Annotated in this window: 16 protein-coding genes and 1 pseudogene; 3 read left to right on the top strand and 14 right to left on the bottom strand. The window is 66.5% G+C overall.

The genetic code is table 11. The features are described 5' to 3' along the window. Nucleotides 1-53: 53 nt before the first annotated feature. The 4 genes and pseudogenes from ASD42_RS00290 to ASD42_RS34820 form a co-directional block, all read right to left on the bottom strand. Nucleotides 54-773: an energy-coupling factor ABC transporter ATP-binding protein gene (locus ASD42_RS00290; protein WP_056808989.1), complete on the bottom strand. Its 720-nt coding sequence runs from the start codon at nt 771-773 to the stop codon at nt 54-56. Continuing rightward, a complete protein-coding gene (gene cbiQ / locus ASD42_RS00295; RefSeq protein ID WP_056808991.1) occupies nt 770-1,531 on the bottom strand; it encodes a cobalt ECF transporter T component CbiQ in 762 nt (253 codons plus the stop codon). Before cbiQ ends, ASD42_RS00290 begins: the two co-directional genes overlap by 4 nt. Further along, a complete protein-coding gene (locus ASD42_RS35040; RefSeq protein WP_235569407.1) occupies nt 1,532-1,975 on the bottom strand; it encodes a PDGLE domain-containing protein in 444 nt (147 codons plus the stop codon). It abuts the gene before it with no gap. After that, a pseudogene (locus tag ASD42_RS34820) lies at nt 1,952-2,629 on the bottom strand (energy-coupling factor ABC transporter permease); the annotation flags it as partial. The pseudogene ASD42_RS34820 and the gene ASD42_RS35040, both read right to left, overlap by 24 nt. Before the next feature lie 108 nt (nt 2,630-2,737). Here ASD42_RS34820 and ASD42_RS00305 point away from each other — a divergent pair. Together ASD42_RS00305 and ASD42_RS00310 are read left to right on the top strand one after the other, a co-directional pair. Beyond that, entirely contained in the window at nt 2,738-3,139 is a 402-nt protein-coding gene (locus tag ASD42_RS00305) for a low affinity iron permease family protein (protein WP_056808993.1), read from the top strand. 187 nt (nt 3,140-3,326) lie between these two features. After that, complete coding sequence (locus ASD42_RS00310; RefSeq protein WP_063893594.1) at nt 3,327-4,559, top strand: TetR/AcrR family transcriptional regulator; 1,233 nt, start codon at nt 3,327-3,329, stop codon at nt 4,557-4,559. Nucleotides 4,560-4,911: 352 nt separating this feature from the next. Here ASD42_RS00310 and ASD42_RS00315 read toward each other — a convergent pair whose 3' ends face one another. From ASD42_RS00315 to ASD42_RS00360, 10 genes are all read right to left on the bottom strand, one after another. Beyond that, nucleotides 4,912-5,406, bottom strand: coding sequence for a DUF6764 family protein (locus tag ASD42_RS00315; RefSeq protein ID WP_056808997.1), 495 nt, complete (start codon nt 5,404-5,406; stop codon nt 4,912-4,914). Nucleotides 5,407-5,460: 54 nt separating this feature from the next. After that, nucleotides 5,461-6,126, bottom strand: coding sequence for a fasciclin domain-containing protein (locus ASD42_RS00320; RefSeq protein ID WP_056815045.1), 666 nt, complete (start codon nt 6,124-6,126; stop codon nt 5,461-5,463). Between the two features lie 263 nt (nt 6,127-6,389). After that, on the bottom strand, nt 6,390-7,409 hold the full coding sequence (locus ASD42_RS00325) for a Rieske (2Fe-2S) protein (protein ID WP_156677354.1): 1,020 nt from the start codon (nt 7,407-7,409) through the stop codon (nt 6,390-6,392). Then, nucleotides 7,406-8,980 carry a hydroxysqualene dehydroxylase gene (locus ASD42_RS00330; RefSeq protein ID WP_056809000.1) on the bottom strand — a complete coding sequence of 525 codons (1,575 nt, stop codon included), beginning with the start codon at nt 8,978-8,980 and terminating at the stop codon, nt 7,406-7,408. The genes ASD42_RS00325 and ASD42_RS00330 overlap by 4 nt, the downstream gene beginning before the upstream one ends. Then, complete coding sequence (locus ASD42_RS00335; protein WP_235569234.1) at nt 8,980-9,741, bottom strand: class I SAM-dependent methyltransferase; 762 nt, start codon at nt 9,739-9,741, stop codon at nt 8,980-8,982. The genes ASD42_RS00330 and ASD42_RS00335 overlap by 1 nt, the downstream gene beginning before the upstream one ends. After that, the gene (locus ASD42_RS00340) at nt 9,738-10,067 is read right to left on the bottom strand and encodes a lycopene cyclase domain-containing protein (protein ID WP_056809002.1); all 330 of its coding nucleotides are present in this window, start codon (nt 10,065-10,067) and stop codon (nt 9,738-9,740) included. The genes ASD42_RS00335 and ASD42_RS00340 overlap by 4 nt, the downstream gene beginning before the upstream one ends. Continuing rightward, a complete protein-coding gene (locus tag ASD42_RS00345; protein ID WP_056809004.1) occupies nt 10,064-10,417 on the bottom strand; it encodes a lycopene cyclase domain-containing protein in 354 nt (117 codons plus the stop codon). The genes ASD42_RS00340 and ASD42_RS00345 overlap by 4 nt, the downstream gene beginning before the upstream one ends. A gap of 162 nt (nt 10,418-10,579) precedes the next feature. After that, nucleotides 10,580-11,548 (bottom strand): phytoene/squalene synthase family protein, encoded by a 969-nt coding sequence (locus ASD42_RS00350; protein WP_056809005.1) that lies wholly within the window; start codon nt 11,546-11,548, stop codon nt 10,580-10,582. Beyond that, on the bottom strand, nt 11,545-13,065 hold the full coding sequence (crtI, locus tag ASD42_RS00355) for a phytoene desaturase family protein (protein WP_056809007.1): 1,521 nt from the start codon (nt 13,063-13,065) through the stop codon (nt 11,545-11,547). The genes ASD42_RS00350 and crtI overlap by 4 nt, the downstream gene beginning before the upstream one ends. Nucleotides 13,066-13,094: 29 nt before the next feature. After that, nucleotides 13,095-14,231 (bottom strand): polyprenyl synthetase family protein, encoded by a 1,137-nt coding sequence (locus ASD42_RS00360; RefSeq protein WP_082843930.1) that lies wholly within the window; start codon nt 14,229-14,231, stop codon nt 13,095-13,097. A 243-nt stretch (nt 14,232-14,474) separates the two neighbouring features. On the opposite strand from ASD42_RS00360, the gene ASD42_RS00365 reads away from it, so the two are divergent. Then, complete coding sequence (locus tag ASD42_RS00365; RefSeq protein WP_056809009.1) at nt 14,475-15,947, top strand: phospholipase D-like domain-containing protein; 1,473 nt, start codon at nt 14,475-14,477, stop codon at nt 15,945-15,947. The last annotated feature ends 15 nt before the right edge of the window (nt 15,948-15,962 follow it).

The following is a 15,962-nucleotide window of genomic DNA, read 5'->3' on the forward strand; positions in this document are numbered from 1 at the left end:
CCATCGCTCAGGTTACTCCTGAGCAACCCACCCACGCGATGGTCGGCACCGGCTCAGCTGAGCCGGTGCGCGGCGAGCAGCGCGGCATCGCCGAGGATGTCGGCGGTGGGGCCGTCGGCGACGACTTCGCCGGCGTCGAGGATGACGGCCCGCTCGCAGATCCGTTGCGCGTAGGGCAGGTCGTGGGTCACCACGAGCATGGTGGTCGGCAGCGACAACAGGATCTCGGCGAGTTCGCGGCGGGCCACCGGATCGAGGTTGGCGGCGGGCTCGTCGAGGACGAGGACCTCCGGTCGACACGACAGCACCGTAGCCAGCGCGGCCCGGCGGCGTTCGCCGAGCGACAGGTGCGCCGGTGAACGCCCGGCCCGATCCGTCATCCCCACCCCGTCCAGCGCCTCCCGTACGTGTTCGGCCAGGGCGTCGCCGCGGACACCGAAGTTGGCGGGCCCGAACGCGACGTCCTGTTCCACGGTCGGCATGAACAGTTGATCGTCGGGGTCCTGGAACACCACCCCGACCCGTTGCCGAATGGCGCGAACACTGGTGCGGTCCAGCCGCATCCCGCCGATGTGCACCTCCCCCGAGGTGGCGGTGAGTACCCCGTTCAGATGCAGCATCAGGGTGGATTTGCCCGCGCCGTTGGGCCCGAGAACGGCCACCCGCTCCCCTGGCGCGATCTCCAGGTTCACCCCGTTCAGCGCGCCGGTCCCGTCGGGATAGGCGAACGTCAGGTCGACCACACGCACCGCCGGGGTTGTCGGTTCGGTCACCGCACCATCCAAGCACCCGCGCAGACCGCGATCGCGGCGGCCGCGGGCAGGCAGCCGAGCAGCCATTGCCCGCGGGTGGCAGGCGGGGTGCCGACATCGGGCACGGTGCCGTCGAATCCGCGTGACAGCATGGCCAGATGAACTCGTTCGCCGCGTTCGTAGGATCGCAGGAACAGAGTGCCCGCGCCGCGTGCGGTCGCACCGGCTTGGCGCAGTGTGCGTGGGTCGTCGCCGCGTGAGATCCGTGCCAGCCGCATCCGCGCCGCCTCGTCGACCAGCACGTCGACATAGCGCAGCATCAGGACCACGATCATCACGATCGTGCCGGGAACGCGCAGCCGCGTCAGTCCTTCGGGCAAGGCACGCACGCTCGTCGTCGCGGCCAAGGTCAGTGAGATGCCCACGCCGATAGTGCCTTTCGCGATAATGCCCCACGCAGCGTAGAGGCCGGTCACCGACAGCGACAGCCCGAAAACCTCGGTGCGGGGTTGCCCGGCGGCGAAGGGCAGCAGGATCGCCAACACGACGAACGGCAACTCGATCAGCAGACGCGGCGCGATCCAGCGCAGCCCGATTCCCCACCACAGCCACAGCGCGACCAAGCCCACGGCATAACAGCCGAACGGCCACAACAACTCCCGTGGCGTCGCCACGACCGCGAACACCGTAACCACCGCGCAGACGATCTTCACCTCGGTCGGCGTCCGATGCGCCGGTGAATTCCCCGCCAGATACAGCCGGTGGACCGAGGCGCTCACCTACTCCCGCTCCGTATCCGACCGCGCCGCGACGTCACCCGTGCGGGCCGCCGGGCGCGATCCGTTTCGGCCGATCCGGATTGTGCGGGCCACCGCGAGCAGCACGGCGAAGGCGGCTCCGACACCGACGACGCCTGCCGGACCGGCCAGATCACTGTTGCCGTCGATCGCGTAGTCCGCCAGCGGAGAGCCAACGAACCGGTGCTCCTCGGCGCTCTGCGCGATGCACTCACCATGCAGTTCCTCGGCCCCGTTCACCTCGACCGTGGAGCACCCACGTCGGGTGGTGGCGTCGAGCCCGTCGGGCTGTGAACTCGCGGCATAGGACAGCACCCCGGCAACGAACACCGAGGTCGCGGCGAACACCCACAGGAAACCGGTGAAGGACAACCGCACGCGAGCGGGAGACGCTGTCGCGGACACCGGACCGGCGGCCCGCAGCACATAGACCAGATCGGGTCGTACGCTCACCACCGCCACCACGGTGATCGCGGTGATGATGCCTTCGCCGACCCCGATCAACGTGTGGGTGACGAACATGAACCCCGCGACCGCCCCGACCGTGGAGCCCGCAGCCCCGCCGATTGCGTATTCGACGACGAAACCCATAGCGGCACACAGTGTTCCGATGAAAGCGGCGACGAACGCCACGACACCCATCCCGGTGTCGCTCCGCCGGCGCAGCAGCGCTGTCCCGGCCCGAGCGACGAGATATCCCACGCCGACGCCGATCAGGGCCATGTTCGTGATGTTGGTGCCGAGTGCGGTCAGCCCGCCGTCGGCGAACAGCAGTGCCTGCACGACCAGCACCACCGCCACGCACAATGCCCCGAGAGCGGGCCCGACCAGAATCGCGGCCAGCGCCCCACCCAGCAGGTGACCACTCACACCGGGCAGGATCGGGAAGTTCACCATCTGGACCGCGAAGATGAACGCGGCCACCAGCCCGGCCATCGGCGCGGCACGCTCATCGAGTTCAGCCCGTGCTCGCCAGCCCGCGAGCCCGAGTCCCACCGCCGCGATCCCCGCGAAGATCAGCGACGTCGGCGCATCGACGATCCCGTCGCTCATATGCATTGCCACGGTGCTGCCGTTCACCTTTCAGAACACTACGCCCTTTATCTGTCCAAGTGAACAGATGAAGGAATGTCCGACCGCGACATCGGTCCTGCTGCGACGGGGGTGAGATGGGCCTAGAATTCGATGATGGAGCGCCGCCGCAGTGAAGCCGCGCGCAGCCGTGGCGGAGGTGATCGCCGCTCGCCTTTCGACCGATTCGTCGAGCAGGCAGAGCTGCGGGTGAGCCAGGCCCCGTTCTTCTTCGTCTGCGCCGGAATCGTCACGGCGTGGCTGATCAGCTTGCCGTGGTGGACGGACCTCAAAACGTGGCAGGTCGCCATTCACACCGTTGCGAGCGTCTTCACGCTGCTGTTGGTGGTACTGCTCGAGAACGCCGGCCGCCGCGCGAGCGAGGCCGCGCAAGAGAAACTCAATGTCATCGCCGAGGCACTGGCCGCGCTCCTGGATTCCTCCGCGTCCACCGATCCCGAACTCCGAGCGGCCGCAGATCGACTACGAGACGCCGTCGGGCTCGAACAGCGCCACTGAATGACAGGATCAAGTTACCCATACTTCTGATGTATGAGACGACGTTCCTAGACCACGTGGACACATGAGGTGCAGACTGGATGGTCTTTTGCCGGTGGGGAGCTTCCCATATGTGACCTTCGATTCAGTTCCTGCGCAGATGCCGTTGAACCCGCTGCGGAACGTGTTCCACCACTACTGTCGGGGCATGGCCGTTGGTAGAGTTCACACAGCAAAGACAGCGCCTGGTCCCCCACCGAAGCCGAGTAGCCCTGCGCCGGTCCGGCGCAGGCCTGCCGACCGTCGTGAGCACATCGCACGGGTCTCCGCCGAAGCATTCGGCGCACGAGGACTGCACGGCGTGAGCATGAACGAAATCGGCGCCGAGTTGGATATCAGCCACGCCGCTGTGTATCGGCATTTTCCCAGCAAATACAGCCTGTTCCGGCAGGAGACGCTACGGCTCAGCGAACTCGGAGTGCGGGTGGTGCGCCTGCCCGAAGTTGCGAGGAACTGGGATCCTCAGCGCAAGTTCGACTTCACCGTCGACGCCATGATCGGTGCCGCGCTCGCCAACCGGGGCTGCGGTGCGCTGCTGCGATGGCAGCACCGCTACCTCGACGACGACGACCGGCGCGTTCTGCTGGATCAGGTCGCCACCACCGAAGCCGCTTTGCGCGATCGGATCGAGCAGATGCGACCCGAACTGTCCGACGCGGAACGCTCCGTCATCACCAGTGCATTGATGAGTGTGATCACCAGTGTCTGCGACCACCGCACCCGCGTCCCGGCCCCCGAGCTGGCCGAGATTCTGGCCACGACCTGCAAAACGATTGTCGGCACGACGCTTCCGACCATGGTGCCCGCCGACACCGACCTTCCTGCGGTGCGCAGGCACCACCACGAATTGGTGATGTTCCGAGCTGTCGAACTGTTCCGTACACGCGGTTACCCCGTCGTCAGCGTCGAGGACATCGCGACAGCGTCCGGGCTGACTTCCGCGTCGGCGCTCTACCGCTATTACCGCAGCAAAGGTGACCTGCTCACCGCCGTATTCCATCGTCGTCTCGACCGAATCACGACCGCCGTGACCGCTGCTTCCGACAGCGACCCACATGCCGCGCTGACCCAGCTGATCGAGAGCTATGTCCAGGATTCGATCTCCGAGCCCGGACTGTCCTTCGTGTACCACGCCGAGAGCGCCAATCTCCCGGCTGCCGACGGCGCGACGATGAACCACCGTCAACGACTCGCCATCGAGGCCTGCGCCCAATTCGTCACCGCCGCCCGGCCTTCCTTACCGCCCGCGCACGCCCAAGTCCTCGTCCACGCAGCACTCGCCCTCGTCGTCGACTTGGAGCAATTGATGGGAACCGACCATCCCGAATGCGGCGCTGCCCGAATTGAGCACCTGATGTCCGATATCCTCCTCGGCACCTAGGGTGCGACCACGCAGTCCGTGGCCGGAAGGATCGGTTACCGCGATACCCGTGTCGTGCGGCGGGCAATGGCGACAGGGGTACTCACCCAGCACTATTCGCGACGACACTTCTCGTTCACTACGCCACCTTCGCGGAAACTGAACGTCGGTACTGTGCGCGTGCGATTGGCGCAGGTGTGGCGACCACCGACAGCGTCCGAGTCCGCCCGCGCTGCGCGCACCCTAGGGGCGCGCGCAGCGCGAGGTTTCGCGCGGCTCCGGATGACACCTACAGAATCCACAAAGGCTGGCGCGCAACAGGTTCGACGCTCGAGGAGTGGTGGTATCGGCTACCCACCCGGTCGTTTACGAGTCACCCGAGGGAGACGCAGCCTTGCAATGTCTGGAAGTCACCGGCCAGCGCCGGGCCACCCACGCAGGTCGGCGTGGTCTTCCCGTCGATGGTGACACTTGCACCGGCACCGGCGATCCCGAGCGCCAGTCCGGGCCGCACACCGCTGGCGTCGACCGTCGATCCTGGACCCAACGCGAGAGCGGCCGGCCCGGACAGGCCCTGTGCTTGCGAGGTTGCCGCGCCGCCACCTACGCCGATCGCGAGAGCGAGCGCCTGTGGCCCCGCCGACGCCGCAGCGGATCCATCGACTCCGAACGCGGCAGCGGCACTTCCGCCGACGCTCGACGCGGCGCATTCCGAAGTGTCCGATGAATTCTCGATCATGCCCGCGCCGGGAACGCGGCAGTCGACCGGCGCTGCGGCGGCAGTCGGCGCCATCGCGATCACACCCGCGATCGCGATGGCCGCGCCGAAGCCGATTCCGGCTGCTCGCCCGTAATGGTGAATCTTCATGTCAATCTCCTAGAGAGGTTTTCACTGTGTCTCGTCGAGATATCGACGAGATTCTCACTGCGGCATCAGAACCGAATCAATCAGGTAGACCGTGGCATTGGCGGTATCGATGCCACCGCAGAGCACTGCGGCGTCGTTGACTTTCAGATTGTCACCGGAGCCGGTGACCGTCACCGTGCCACCCTGCACCGTTGTCTGCGTACCCACGATGGCGTCCGGCGCGATCCGGCCCGGCACCACGTGATAGGTAAGGATCTTCTCCAGCGTGGGTGCATCGGTCTTCAAGCTCTCGATGGTCGCGGGATCGACCTTGGCGAAGGCCGCGTCCACCGGAGCGAAGATCGTGAACTCGCCGCCGTTGAGCGTGTCGACCAAGTTGACCTGCGGATTCAGCTGACCCGATACCGCGGCGGTCAAGGTGGTGAGCAGCGGATTGTTCGACGCCGCCACCGTCACCGGTACTTCGGACATACCCTCGACCGACCCCGGCCCGGTCGGGACCTGCGCGGCATACTCCGCACAGCCCGGACCCACCAGGGTGGCCCCTGCCGCAGCACCCGAAGTCGGCGCCATCGATTGTGTCGACATCGATGACGTTGTCGCCATCGACGTCGATGTCGAGTCCGATGACGAATCGTCTGACGAACACGCTGCCAGACCGAACATCGCCATCGCTGACACCGCTACCGCTGCCACGGTTACTCTCGTGTTGCTTCTCATCGTGTTCACTCGCTTTCTCCTTCCGACGAGGCGGCGGGGTTCGCCACCACGATTTCCGACGGTCATCGAACTTTCGTCCAGGTTGCCGACGGCCAGAGGAGAAGATGCACCCAAGGCTCGTACGGGCTGGTGCGAGGGCAATTCCGTGAGCTGATCAGGAGTTGCCGAGTGGTCGCCGACATGCGGTTGTCACCTCCAATGATCCTAGGAGCGAAACGGACGCGATCGTGCAAATGATGCAGAAATGATGCACACTTTCGTGTTCACCCGCTCCGGTGCCGAGTGCGCAATTGGTAGCGACGCTCCGCGTAGGAGAGATCGTCACGCCACAATCGGGTCGCGGCGTGTGCCATCAGCGGCCGCAGCGCGGCGCCGGCGTGTCGGGCTACGCGGAAGCCACGCCTGCCGCTGTCCGCGACCACTGCTTCGATGACGGCCGTGCGCGGCTGTCCGTCAGGTCCGACGCCCAGCGGAGTGGCATGGGTTTCGACGACACTGCCCTGTCCTTCGCCGTCGATGATGCGCATCGTCAGCGTTCGTGGTTCCGGGCTGATGAACTCGGCGTGTACGGGGACGCCGAGCCGACCGCCGACCCGGAAGGTGACCGCGACGACGAACCGTTCGACAGAGTCGGCGGCGCCGGGTTCGGCCGCAGGAGATTCGAGCACCTCGAGATGGGCGAACGAGTAGGGGTGAAACCAGGACCCGTGCCAGGGATCGAGCCGGTTGGCGATGATGTCGGCGGGCTCGCACACCCCGGTCACGGTGGCGACCGCCGAGATCGCGCGATTCGAGGCCGGACGAGCACCGATGACCGGCGCGTCCAACGGCGGTTCGGCGCCGATGTGGTCGAGTCGGACCCAGACCAGAACCCCGTCGTCGTGGCACGGCAATGCTGCCCAGCCTGGTCCATCGTCCCCGCTGAGCCGTAGGCCGTGCCAGCGGCACACCAGCGCCCCGCAGTCGACTCTCGCCTGAGCAAGCGGCGCACCGAGGTGCGGACATGCGCCGGGTCCGACCAGCAGCCGCTGCTGCTGGTCGCGCCAGGCCACGAGCTCTACGCCGGCGACTGTGGCACCGAAAGGCCGATCGTTTCGAACGTCACGGCTCGCGCCGAAGACGTACCAGTTCCCGGAGGGACGGTTCTGCGACCGTTCGAGTGCTGCGCCGATGACAGCGGGGTCGGCGTCGCGGTAGGTGGGATTCTGGGCAGACCACCGTTCGGAATCGACAGGTTGTACCGGCCAGCCGGTGGGCCAGCGCTGAAAGATCCTGTCGCTCATACAGATTCCTCCTGGATCGCCGCTTTCGACATTTCGCGCGCGGCGAGACGGCGCAGCACCGCGTGTCGTCCGGTCGTGGGCACGGTGTACAGGTCGTGCCCGGACAGGCCCCATTGCGTGAGCAGGGCATTCGCCGCGGTCCAGCCGGTCGTGGCGGCACGTTCCATCAACGCGACAGGCAGGTCGATACGGATGCCGTCCCCGGCCAGCATCAGCTTGTCGTGCGGCGTGCGAACCGGGGGGCGGGCGGCGTGGTCGCCTACTCCGAACAGGGGGCAATCCTGTCGCCACAACACCTGTTCACCGACGATTCGCGCCTCGGCTGTCTCGGGATAGAGGTGGTGAAGTCGAGCGAGAAGCTGTCCGCGGATCTCACGCTCGAACTCCGGTGTCCGAACCTCGGACACTGCGTAGGCATGCAGTTCGACCACCGCACCGTTGTGCCGCTCGGCCCAGTCGCGAGCCTGATCCTCGTAGCGGTCGAGGACGCTGATGTTGTCCAGCGGAGGCATCCCGCCGGTGGCGAGAAACGCCGGTCTCTCCTGCGCGACCGGCCGATCCAGCCACAGGCGATGGACGAGAAACGGTGGGGCGCTGCGCAACGCATGGATCCGTGAGCGCCAGTCGGAATCGCCGAGATCCGGGGAGTCGGCGACGATCCGACACAGCCCGGCGACGTCGGTCGCCAGCACCACCGCATCGGCATCGACGACGCCGCCGACGTCGTCGTGGACTCGGAAGGTTCGGTTTCCGCCCGTCTGCACCCGGGTGACGGTCGTTCCGGTGCGGATCCGCGCTCCGCGCGCTGCGAGGTACTCGCTCAGCGGCGACCACAGTGCGGTGTCGTAGTTCGACGTCGGCACGTCGAAGAGCAGCCCTTCGCTGGATCCGAGGAAGTAGATGTGGAACATGGCAGCCAATTCGGCGGCTGACATCTGCGTCGGCGGCGCGAAGAAGCTCCGGGAGAAGACCTCGAAGGCGAGATGGCGTGCGGCGACGGGAAATTTGATCTTCCGCAGAAACGTTTCCGCGTCCACATGATCCAACTGCTCGTAGATGGCGGGCACCGACACCATCGCCAACGGAGCCGCGGCCCTGGCATCGAGTCGCCACAACTCGTGCAGCGGAAACGTGCGACTGCGCGCCGCGAAGGCGAGCGCGTTCCACGGCGGTGTGAGCGGCAGGCGACGGAACGAATCGCGTCGGCCTTCGGCATCCACCAGCGGATAGTCGTCGACGCGCGTCATGCGCTGCAGTAAGGGATCGGTACGGCGCAACAATTGCCGCAGGTTGTAGTACTGCCGGAAGAAGGCATGGAAACCACGGTTCATCGCGATCGTGGTGCCGTCGGGAAGGGCGTCGGTCCACCCGCCGACGCGACCACCGAGATATTCCTGGCCTTCGATCACCTCGACCTCGATGCCGCGTTCGGCGAGCCCGGTAGCGGCGGTCAGCCCGGCGATGCCCGCGCCGACCACAACCACGTACGGGCGGGTGCCCGGCTCACGACCGACAGGACGGGCGGCGGCATGGTGAACGATGCGCCGATCGCGGCCGATAGCTGCGTCCACTAGCGCTCGACTCCATCCAGGTACTGAGAACGATGGGTGGTCGCCAGGAACGTGTGCACGATGCCGTGCTGCCAGCCTGGGACGGTTTCGCTGCAGACAGCCGTGAAGCCGTTCTCGCGCAGCCGTTCTCGGAATCGGGACGTGCTGTCGAAGGAGACGACGCTTCGTTGGAGGTGTCGGTACAGCGTGGCGTCGCGGCTGAGCATCCATCCGGCGGGCACGATGATGGTGCGGCACACCGTGTTCCAGACGATGCGGGCCCACCTCGATTCCGCCACCGAGTATTCGTGCACCCCCAGTGGGGCGCCAGGGCGTAGCAGTGCGGCGAACGCGCGGAGCTGGGCGTCGGGGTCTGCGAGATTGCGCACGAGATAGGCGGCGAAGATGCCGTCGAAGGGGCCGACGATGCCCGCGGCCTCGATATCCTCGATGCGGCTGTGCACGAACCGGACGGAATCGGGCCATGTCTTGGCACGCGCTCGTGCGAGCATCTGTGCCGATCCGTCGACAGCGACGATCTCCGCTTTCGGGGCGACCGACAACAACGCGGCGGTGGAAGCACCTGTCCCGCAGCCTGCGTCGAGCAATCGAAGCCCTGCCCCGCGGTCGGGAAGTTGCATCCGGCGCGCGGAGGTGCGCAGGTGTTTGTGATAGCCGGGATTCACCGCGACAAGGCGGTCGTAATCGTCGGCGACCGCGTCGAAGGCAGTGGGGACCTCGTCGCGAGATAGCCCGTCGACACCGATTCGAGAGTCGTTCACAAGCGCACACCTTTCCGATCCCGGATTCGTTCGCGTTCCCACAGCAGCAGGACCGCGGTGACCATGGCGAAGCCGAACAGGTAGTCCTCGACCGGGATGTCCCACGGGAACCGGATCCCGGTGATGTGTTCGGCGTCGTAGAGAACCAACGGTGCGGTGAGTTTGGTGAGCCAGCCGTCGACCAAGATCTGGAAGCCGAGCACGATGATCATCGACAGCCAATAGCCGGGCCGACGGAACAGCCCTGTCCGGAGGAACGCGAGTTCCCATACACAGACGAGGACCACCGCGACCAGCGCGGGCAGCGTATAACCGAGGCCGGTCACCGGGTCCGCTCCGAGGGGGCCGAGGACGACTCGGTGGGGTGCAGCCGCTGGAGAATCGTCTCGACCGCGTTGTAGGTGAGCAGTGCGCACAGCGGAATGACGAGGAAGAAGACCAGTTCCTCGACCGGTATCGCCAGCGGCAGCGTCCAGCCTGTCAGATAGCGCGGGCTGTAGGTCCAGACGTCGGCAGCGATGGCCATCGCGTCCCAGACGAGGAACACGGCGGCCACCGGGAGCACGCATCGGGCGAGCCGGGCGGGGCGCCGATAGACCCCGCCACCGAAAGACTCCAACGGCAGGGTCACCAGCAGGCAAAGTCCCATGACGATCAGGTATTGCCAGCGTTCCATCGTGTCACCTAACTCTCGGTCAACAACACGCGGTCCAAACGGCGAAACCATCGGTCCATCTGCTCAGGGATCCCGAGGCATCAGGTACTCACAGCACAAACTAGTCCCGGATCCCGCCGAGTTGGATGACCCGCACCGCCTTTTTTCGCCGAGTTCGAGAGATCACGTCGCCCCTTCGGCTTTTGTCAGCGCGCGTGCGCGCCCGCCTCGCCGCGCCCACAACGCGCGAGCCAACGCCGAACCGGCGACCCGGGTGCGACGCGCGTTGCCCACGGTGGCGCGTGCGGTGAACACCGCGAACTCGGTTTCCTCGATGCGGTCGAGAATTTCCGAGTTAAGCACAGCCGCGGTGGCGACACAGGGTCGCGACACCGGGTGCAGCAGCTCGATTCCGGCGTCGGCGTATCGGTACCAGTCTCGGGCAATCGCATGTTGTGCGGACAGGGCCGATCGCACCCTGGTGTCGGTGCGGCGATTCGTCCGGCACCACTGCAACCGGGCGCGATCCACATCGAAAGCGGCCAGCTCGTCGGCAGGCAGATACACCCGGCCACGGTCGAGGTCTTCGGCGATGTCTCGAAGGAAGTTGGTGAGCTGGAACGCTTTTCCCAGCGCCGCCGCGTACGGGGCGGCATCGGCTTGTGCGCCCACGGTGCCGAGCACCGGCAGTACTTGCAGCCCGATCACCGCTGCCGAACCGTGCATATAGCGATCCAGCGCGGCCCGGTCCGGGTAGTCGGTCACCGTCAGATCCATGCGCATCGAGTCGAGGAAATCGTCGAACAAGGCGTGGTCGATCTGGTATCTGGCGGCGGTATCGGCAAGCGCGGCAAGGATCGGGTCGTCTCCGGGGGTCCCGGAAAGACTGTCGTGCAGGTCCTTCGCCACCGCGTCCAGTCGTGCCGCCGCAGAGCCGGCGGCGGCGTCGGCCGGGGGTTCGTCGACGATGTCGTCGGCCCACCGGGCAAAGCCGTAGAGCGCGTGGATCGCGGGCCGTTGGGCGGGCGCGAGCAGCCGAGTGGCGAGGAAGAACGTGCGTCCATGGCGCGCGTTGAGGTCCCGGCATCGCTGATAGGACTCCCGCAGCCCCGCAGCGCGGATGCCGGCGGCGTCGAGTTCGGTGTGCATCATCGTCGATCACTCCTGGTCGCAGTCGAGGTCCGCGAGGTCGACACCGTGCCGGTGACGCGGTCGGCGGCGAGACGGCCCGACAACAGGGCCGTCGGCACGCCGACGCCGGGCACGGTGCCGCAGCCGGCCAGCACCGCATTGGCCGTGCCGCGTGGCATGTTCGCGGGACGAAAGGGGCCGGTCTGGGCGAAGGTATGCGCGAGTGAGAACGGAGTGCCGGCCAGCAGGCCCTGCCGTTCCCAATCGGCGGGAGTATCCACGTGCATGATCTCGGCGTTTTCGACGAAGCCCGGGACCACACGGTCCTCGACGATCGCCGCGAGCTCCTCGCTGTAGGCGGTGGCGCGGCGATCCCAATCCAATTCCTTGCTGCGGTAGAGGTTGGGTACCGGAGCGAGAACGGTGAACAGATCGCGCCCGTGCGGAGCGAGGGCGGGGTCGGTCGCGGTGGGCCGGGTCACCAGCAGCGACGGGTCGGACATCAACTCCCCCGCACCGATCAGTTCGTCGAAGGTTTGCTTCCACGCTTCGCCGAAGACGAGGTTGTGGTGTGCTGTCGGCACCGTGGCGGGCATTCCGATATGCATGACGACCGCAGAGGGTGCCGGGCGCCAGCGGATCGGACGGCGCGGTGCGCGATCGAGCAACTCGTAGGCGGTGGGCAGTTCAGTCGCCAAAACAACGGCATCGCAAGGGATTCGACGACCGCGGTCGGTGAGCACCGAGGTGATCCGGGAACCGCGCCGTTCCAGGTCGTGAACTGTCTCGCCGTAACAGAACGTCACACCGGCATCGACAGCGGCGGCGGCCAGGGCCTCCGGTAGCGCGCGCATTCCTCCGCGCGGGAAGTAGACCCCACCCACCGTGTCCATGTAGGAGATCACCGCATACAGCGCCAACGCTCGTTGTGGCGACACCCCCGCGTAGAGCGATTGGAAGGTGAACACTCGGCGCAGTCGTTCGTCGGTCAGAAAAGATCCGATCGCCCTGTCGAGGCGTCGGAATCCGCCCAATGCGATCAGCCGCGCGAGCGCGGGTGTCAGCAACGAGAGGGGGGAATCGGCGTTCGCGGCGATGAACCGATCGAATTCGACGCGGTACAGCTCGCTCATCCACGCGCGCATTCGGCGATACCCGTCGACTTCCCTGGGGCCGGCGAATGCCAGAACCGACTCTTCCATCGCCGATGCGTCGCTGTGAACATCCAGCCCGCTGCCGTCGGCGAAGTGCGCGCGGTAAGCGGGAACGACCGGCAACAGGTCCAACCGGAAGTCGAGATCCTCTCCCACCGCGGCAAGGGTGTCGGCGACGATATCGGGCATGGTGAGCACCGACGGCCCGGTGTCGAGCAGATACCCATCGACATCGCGGCGTCCCGCTCGACCACCGGCGAACATCTCACGCTCCACCACCGTGACGGTGCGACCGCGTCCGGCCAGGTGCAACGCCGCGGCCAGACCCGCCAGACCGGCGCCGACGACGATCACCTCATCGGTTCTTCCCGAGATCGTTCGCATCGTTCCCTTTCAGTCGGTGGTGACGACGGTCAGTGCGTGCGGTGGGTGCACAGCAGCGCCATTCGGTGCAGAGCATCAGCCACCGACGGTTCGAGATCGGCGACGTCGAGCAGCCGACGCGCATGGTCGACGCGGTCGCCGATCATCTGTTCAGCGCACTGTGCCGCGCCACTGTCGGTGACCACCGCCTGTGCGAGCGCCACGTCGCGCTCATCGATGACCTTCTTCGTCCAGAGATCTCGTAGCCGGGCACGGTCCGACGGCTCGGCCAGCTGATCAGCCAGCGCGATCACGGTGGTCGCCTTCCGTTCTCGGACGTCGTCGCCGGTCGGTTTGCCGGTTGTCGCGGGGTCGCCGAAGATGCCGAGCAGGTCATCGCGAATCTGGAATGCCTCCCCGATCACTTCGCCGTATTCACCGAGAAGGCGCATCACCGTCGCGTCGCAGTCGGCCATTGCCGCACCCAGCTCGAGGGGTCGGCGCACGGTGTAGTTGCCGGACTTGCGGCGCGCGATGTCCATCACCGCGTCCAAGGTCGGAACGCGGTTCGCGTCGTTGGACAAATCCGCGAGCTGGCCGACCGCCAGTTCGCTGCGCATCGAGTCATAACGTGGCCATGCGCGATCCAACGCGGCGGCACCGACGCCACTTTCACGCAGCATGCGCTCGGCCCACACCAGGTACAGGTCGGCGAGCAGGATCGCCGCCGACTCACCGAATCGGGCCGACGATCCGGACAACCCCTGATCGGTATGCCACGCGGCGAGCCGCAGATGTGCCGACTTCCGCCCCCGCCTGACCTGGGACTCGTCCATCACGTCGTCCTGCACGAGCGCGAACGCGTGCAGGAGCTCCGCGCTGGCGGCCGCGCGCAGCGCGGGTTCGGACTCACCGAGACCACCACACAGCCAGCCGAGATAGACGAACACCGACCGTACGCACTTGCCGCCCGACGCGAAATCGATCATCAGCCGACCGGGGAGCGAGAACCCTTCTGGGTCCAGTTCCGCCGCGCAACGCGCCCGGACGAACTCATCGACGTGATCGCGTACCGAGCCCTGCGTACGGTCGAGCCACCCTGCGAACTGCGCGGAACCGTCCTCGCTCGGCGACGCTCGGCAGTGCTGGATCGCGATAGCTGTTCGCTCTGCATCCACATCTCCCATTGTGGCATCAACTCCCGCATTTTGCATCGTTTATGCATCGAATACTGGGTCTGAGATTGATCACGCCTGGGTACAACACCCAAGATTCACACGGTTCGGCCCCGACATCAGGCAGGCACGCAGCAACGGCGACGTGTCGTCGCCCGGAGCGGCGGGTAGCGGCCCCGAGCGGTCGGCGGCCCACCCAGTATTGTGAATCGTTCACCTGCGGGGACGGGTGCCGAACGACGGGACTGACGACACATGAGCGACGAGCGACAAATCCTCACTCCCGGCGAAACCTGCTGGCAGATCGCCCAGGCAGATCGCCTGGCCTGCATCATCGACGCGGCGGACTACTTCCGCTACGCCAAGGCCGCGATGCTGCGGGCGCGCAAACGCATCGTGCTGATCGGCTGGGACTTCGACACCCGAATCAAGTTCGAACCGCAGGGCAAGACCCTCGAAGGGCCCGATCGACTCGGCAAATTCCTGTCCTGGCTGCCGAAGCAACGTCCGGATCTCGAGATCTACCTGCTGAAATGGAATGTCGGTGCGTTCGCCGCGATCGGCCGGGGGATGACACCGATCTTCGTCGTCAATTGGATGACCGACCGACGCCTGCACTTCGAAATCGACGGAGCGCACCCCGTCGGCGCGGCGCACCATCAGAAGATCATCGTGATCGATGACCAACTCGCGTTCTGCGGCGGCATCGACATGACCGTCGACCGCTGGGACACCAGCGACCACCGCGACGACAACACCTACCGCACCGCGCCGAACGACGACCGCTACGGCCCTTGGCACGATGCGACCACCGCCGTGGACGGCGCCGCGGCGAAGGCGATCGGCGAACTGGCCGCCGCCCGATGGAAATCGGCCACGGGACAAGACCTGAGCCCGGTCGACGAGATCGCCGGGGACACGCCGTGGCCGGAAGACCTGCAGCCGACGATGCGCTCCGTCGACGTGGGAATCGCCCGAACTCTCCCCGAACTCGCCGACCGCACCGAGGTCCGTGAGATCGAGGCGCTGTATCGCGCGGCGATCGCGGGCGCCACCCGCGCGCTGTACATCGAGAGCCAGTACCTGGCGTCGCGCACCCTCGCGGAGGCGATCGCCGCGCGCCTGCGCGAACCGAACGGCCCGGAGATCGTGCTGGTACTCCCCCGCAACGCCGACGGTTGGCTCGAGCAAGCGGCCATGGACGGCGCCCGGCGACGCCTCCTGCATCTGCTGTGGAAAGCCGACATCCACCACCGGCTCGGCGTCTACTACCCGGTCACCGCCGCCGGTGCGCCCATCTATGTCCACGCCAAGGTGCTGGTGATGGACGACCGCCTGCTGCGGGTCGGATCATCGAACCTCAACAATCGATCGATGGGCTTCGACACCGAATGCGACCTCGCCGTCGAGGTCACCCCGACAACCGCCGACGGCGAAGTCCTCCGTGACACCATCCTCGGCATCCGCCGCCGCCTGCTCTGCGAACACCTCGACGCCGACCCCGCGAAATTCGACGCCACCCTCGCCGAAACATCCTCGCTCGTGCGCACCGTCGAAGCGCTGCGCGGCGAAGGCCGCACCCTGGTCCGATTCGACCCCGATACCGTCGCGGACGAGGACAGCGTCCTGGCGGAAAACGAGCTGATGGATCCCGAACGCACCCCGACAAGACTGTGGGACAGCCTCTTTCCGAGCCGAGACGTTCGCCGCACCAGGTCGACTCGATAAGCACGGCGACCTCCT

Source organism: Nocardia sp. Root136, from assembly GCF_001427185.1.
GTDB lineage: Bacteria > Actinomycetota > Actinomycetes > Mycobacteriales > Mycobacteriaceae > Nocardia > Nocardia salmonicida.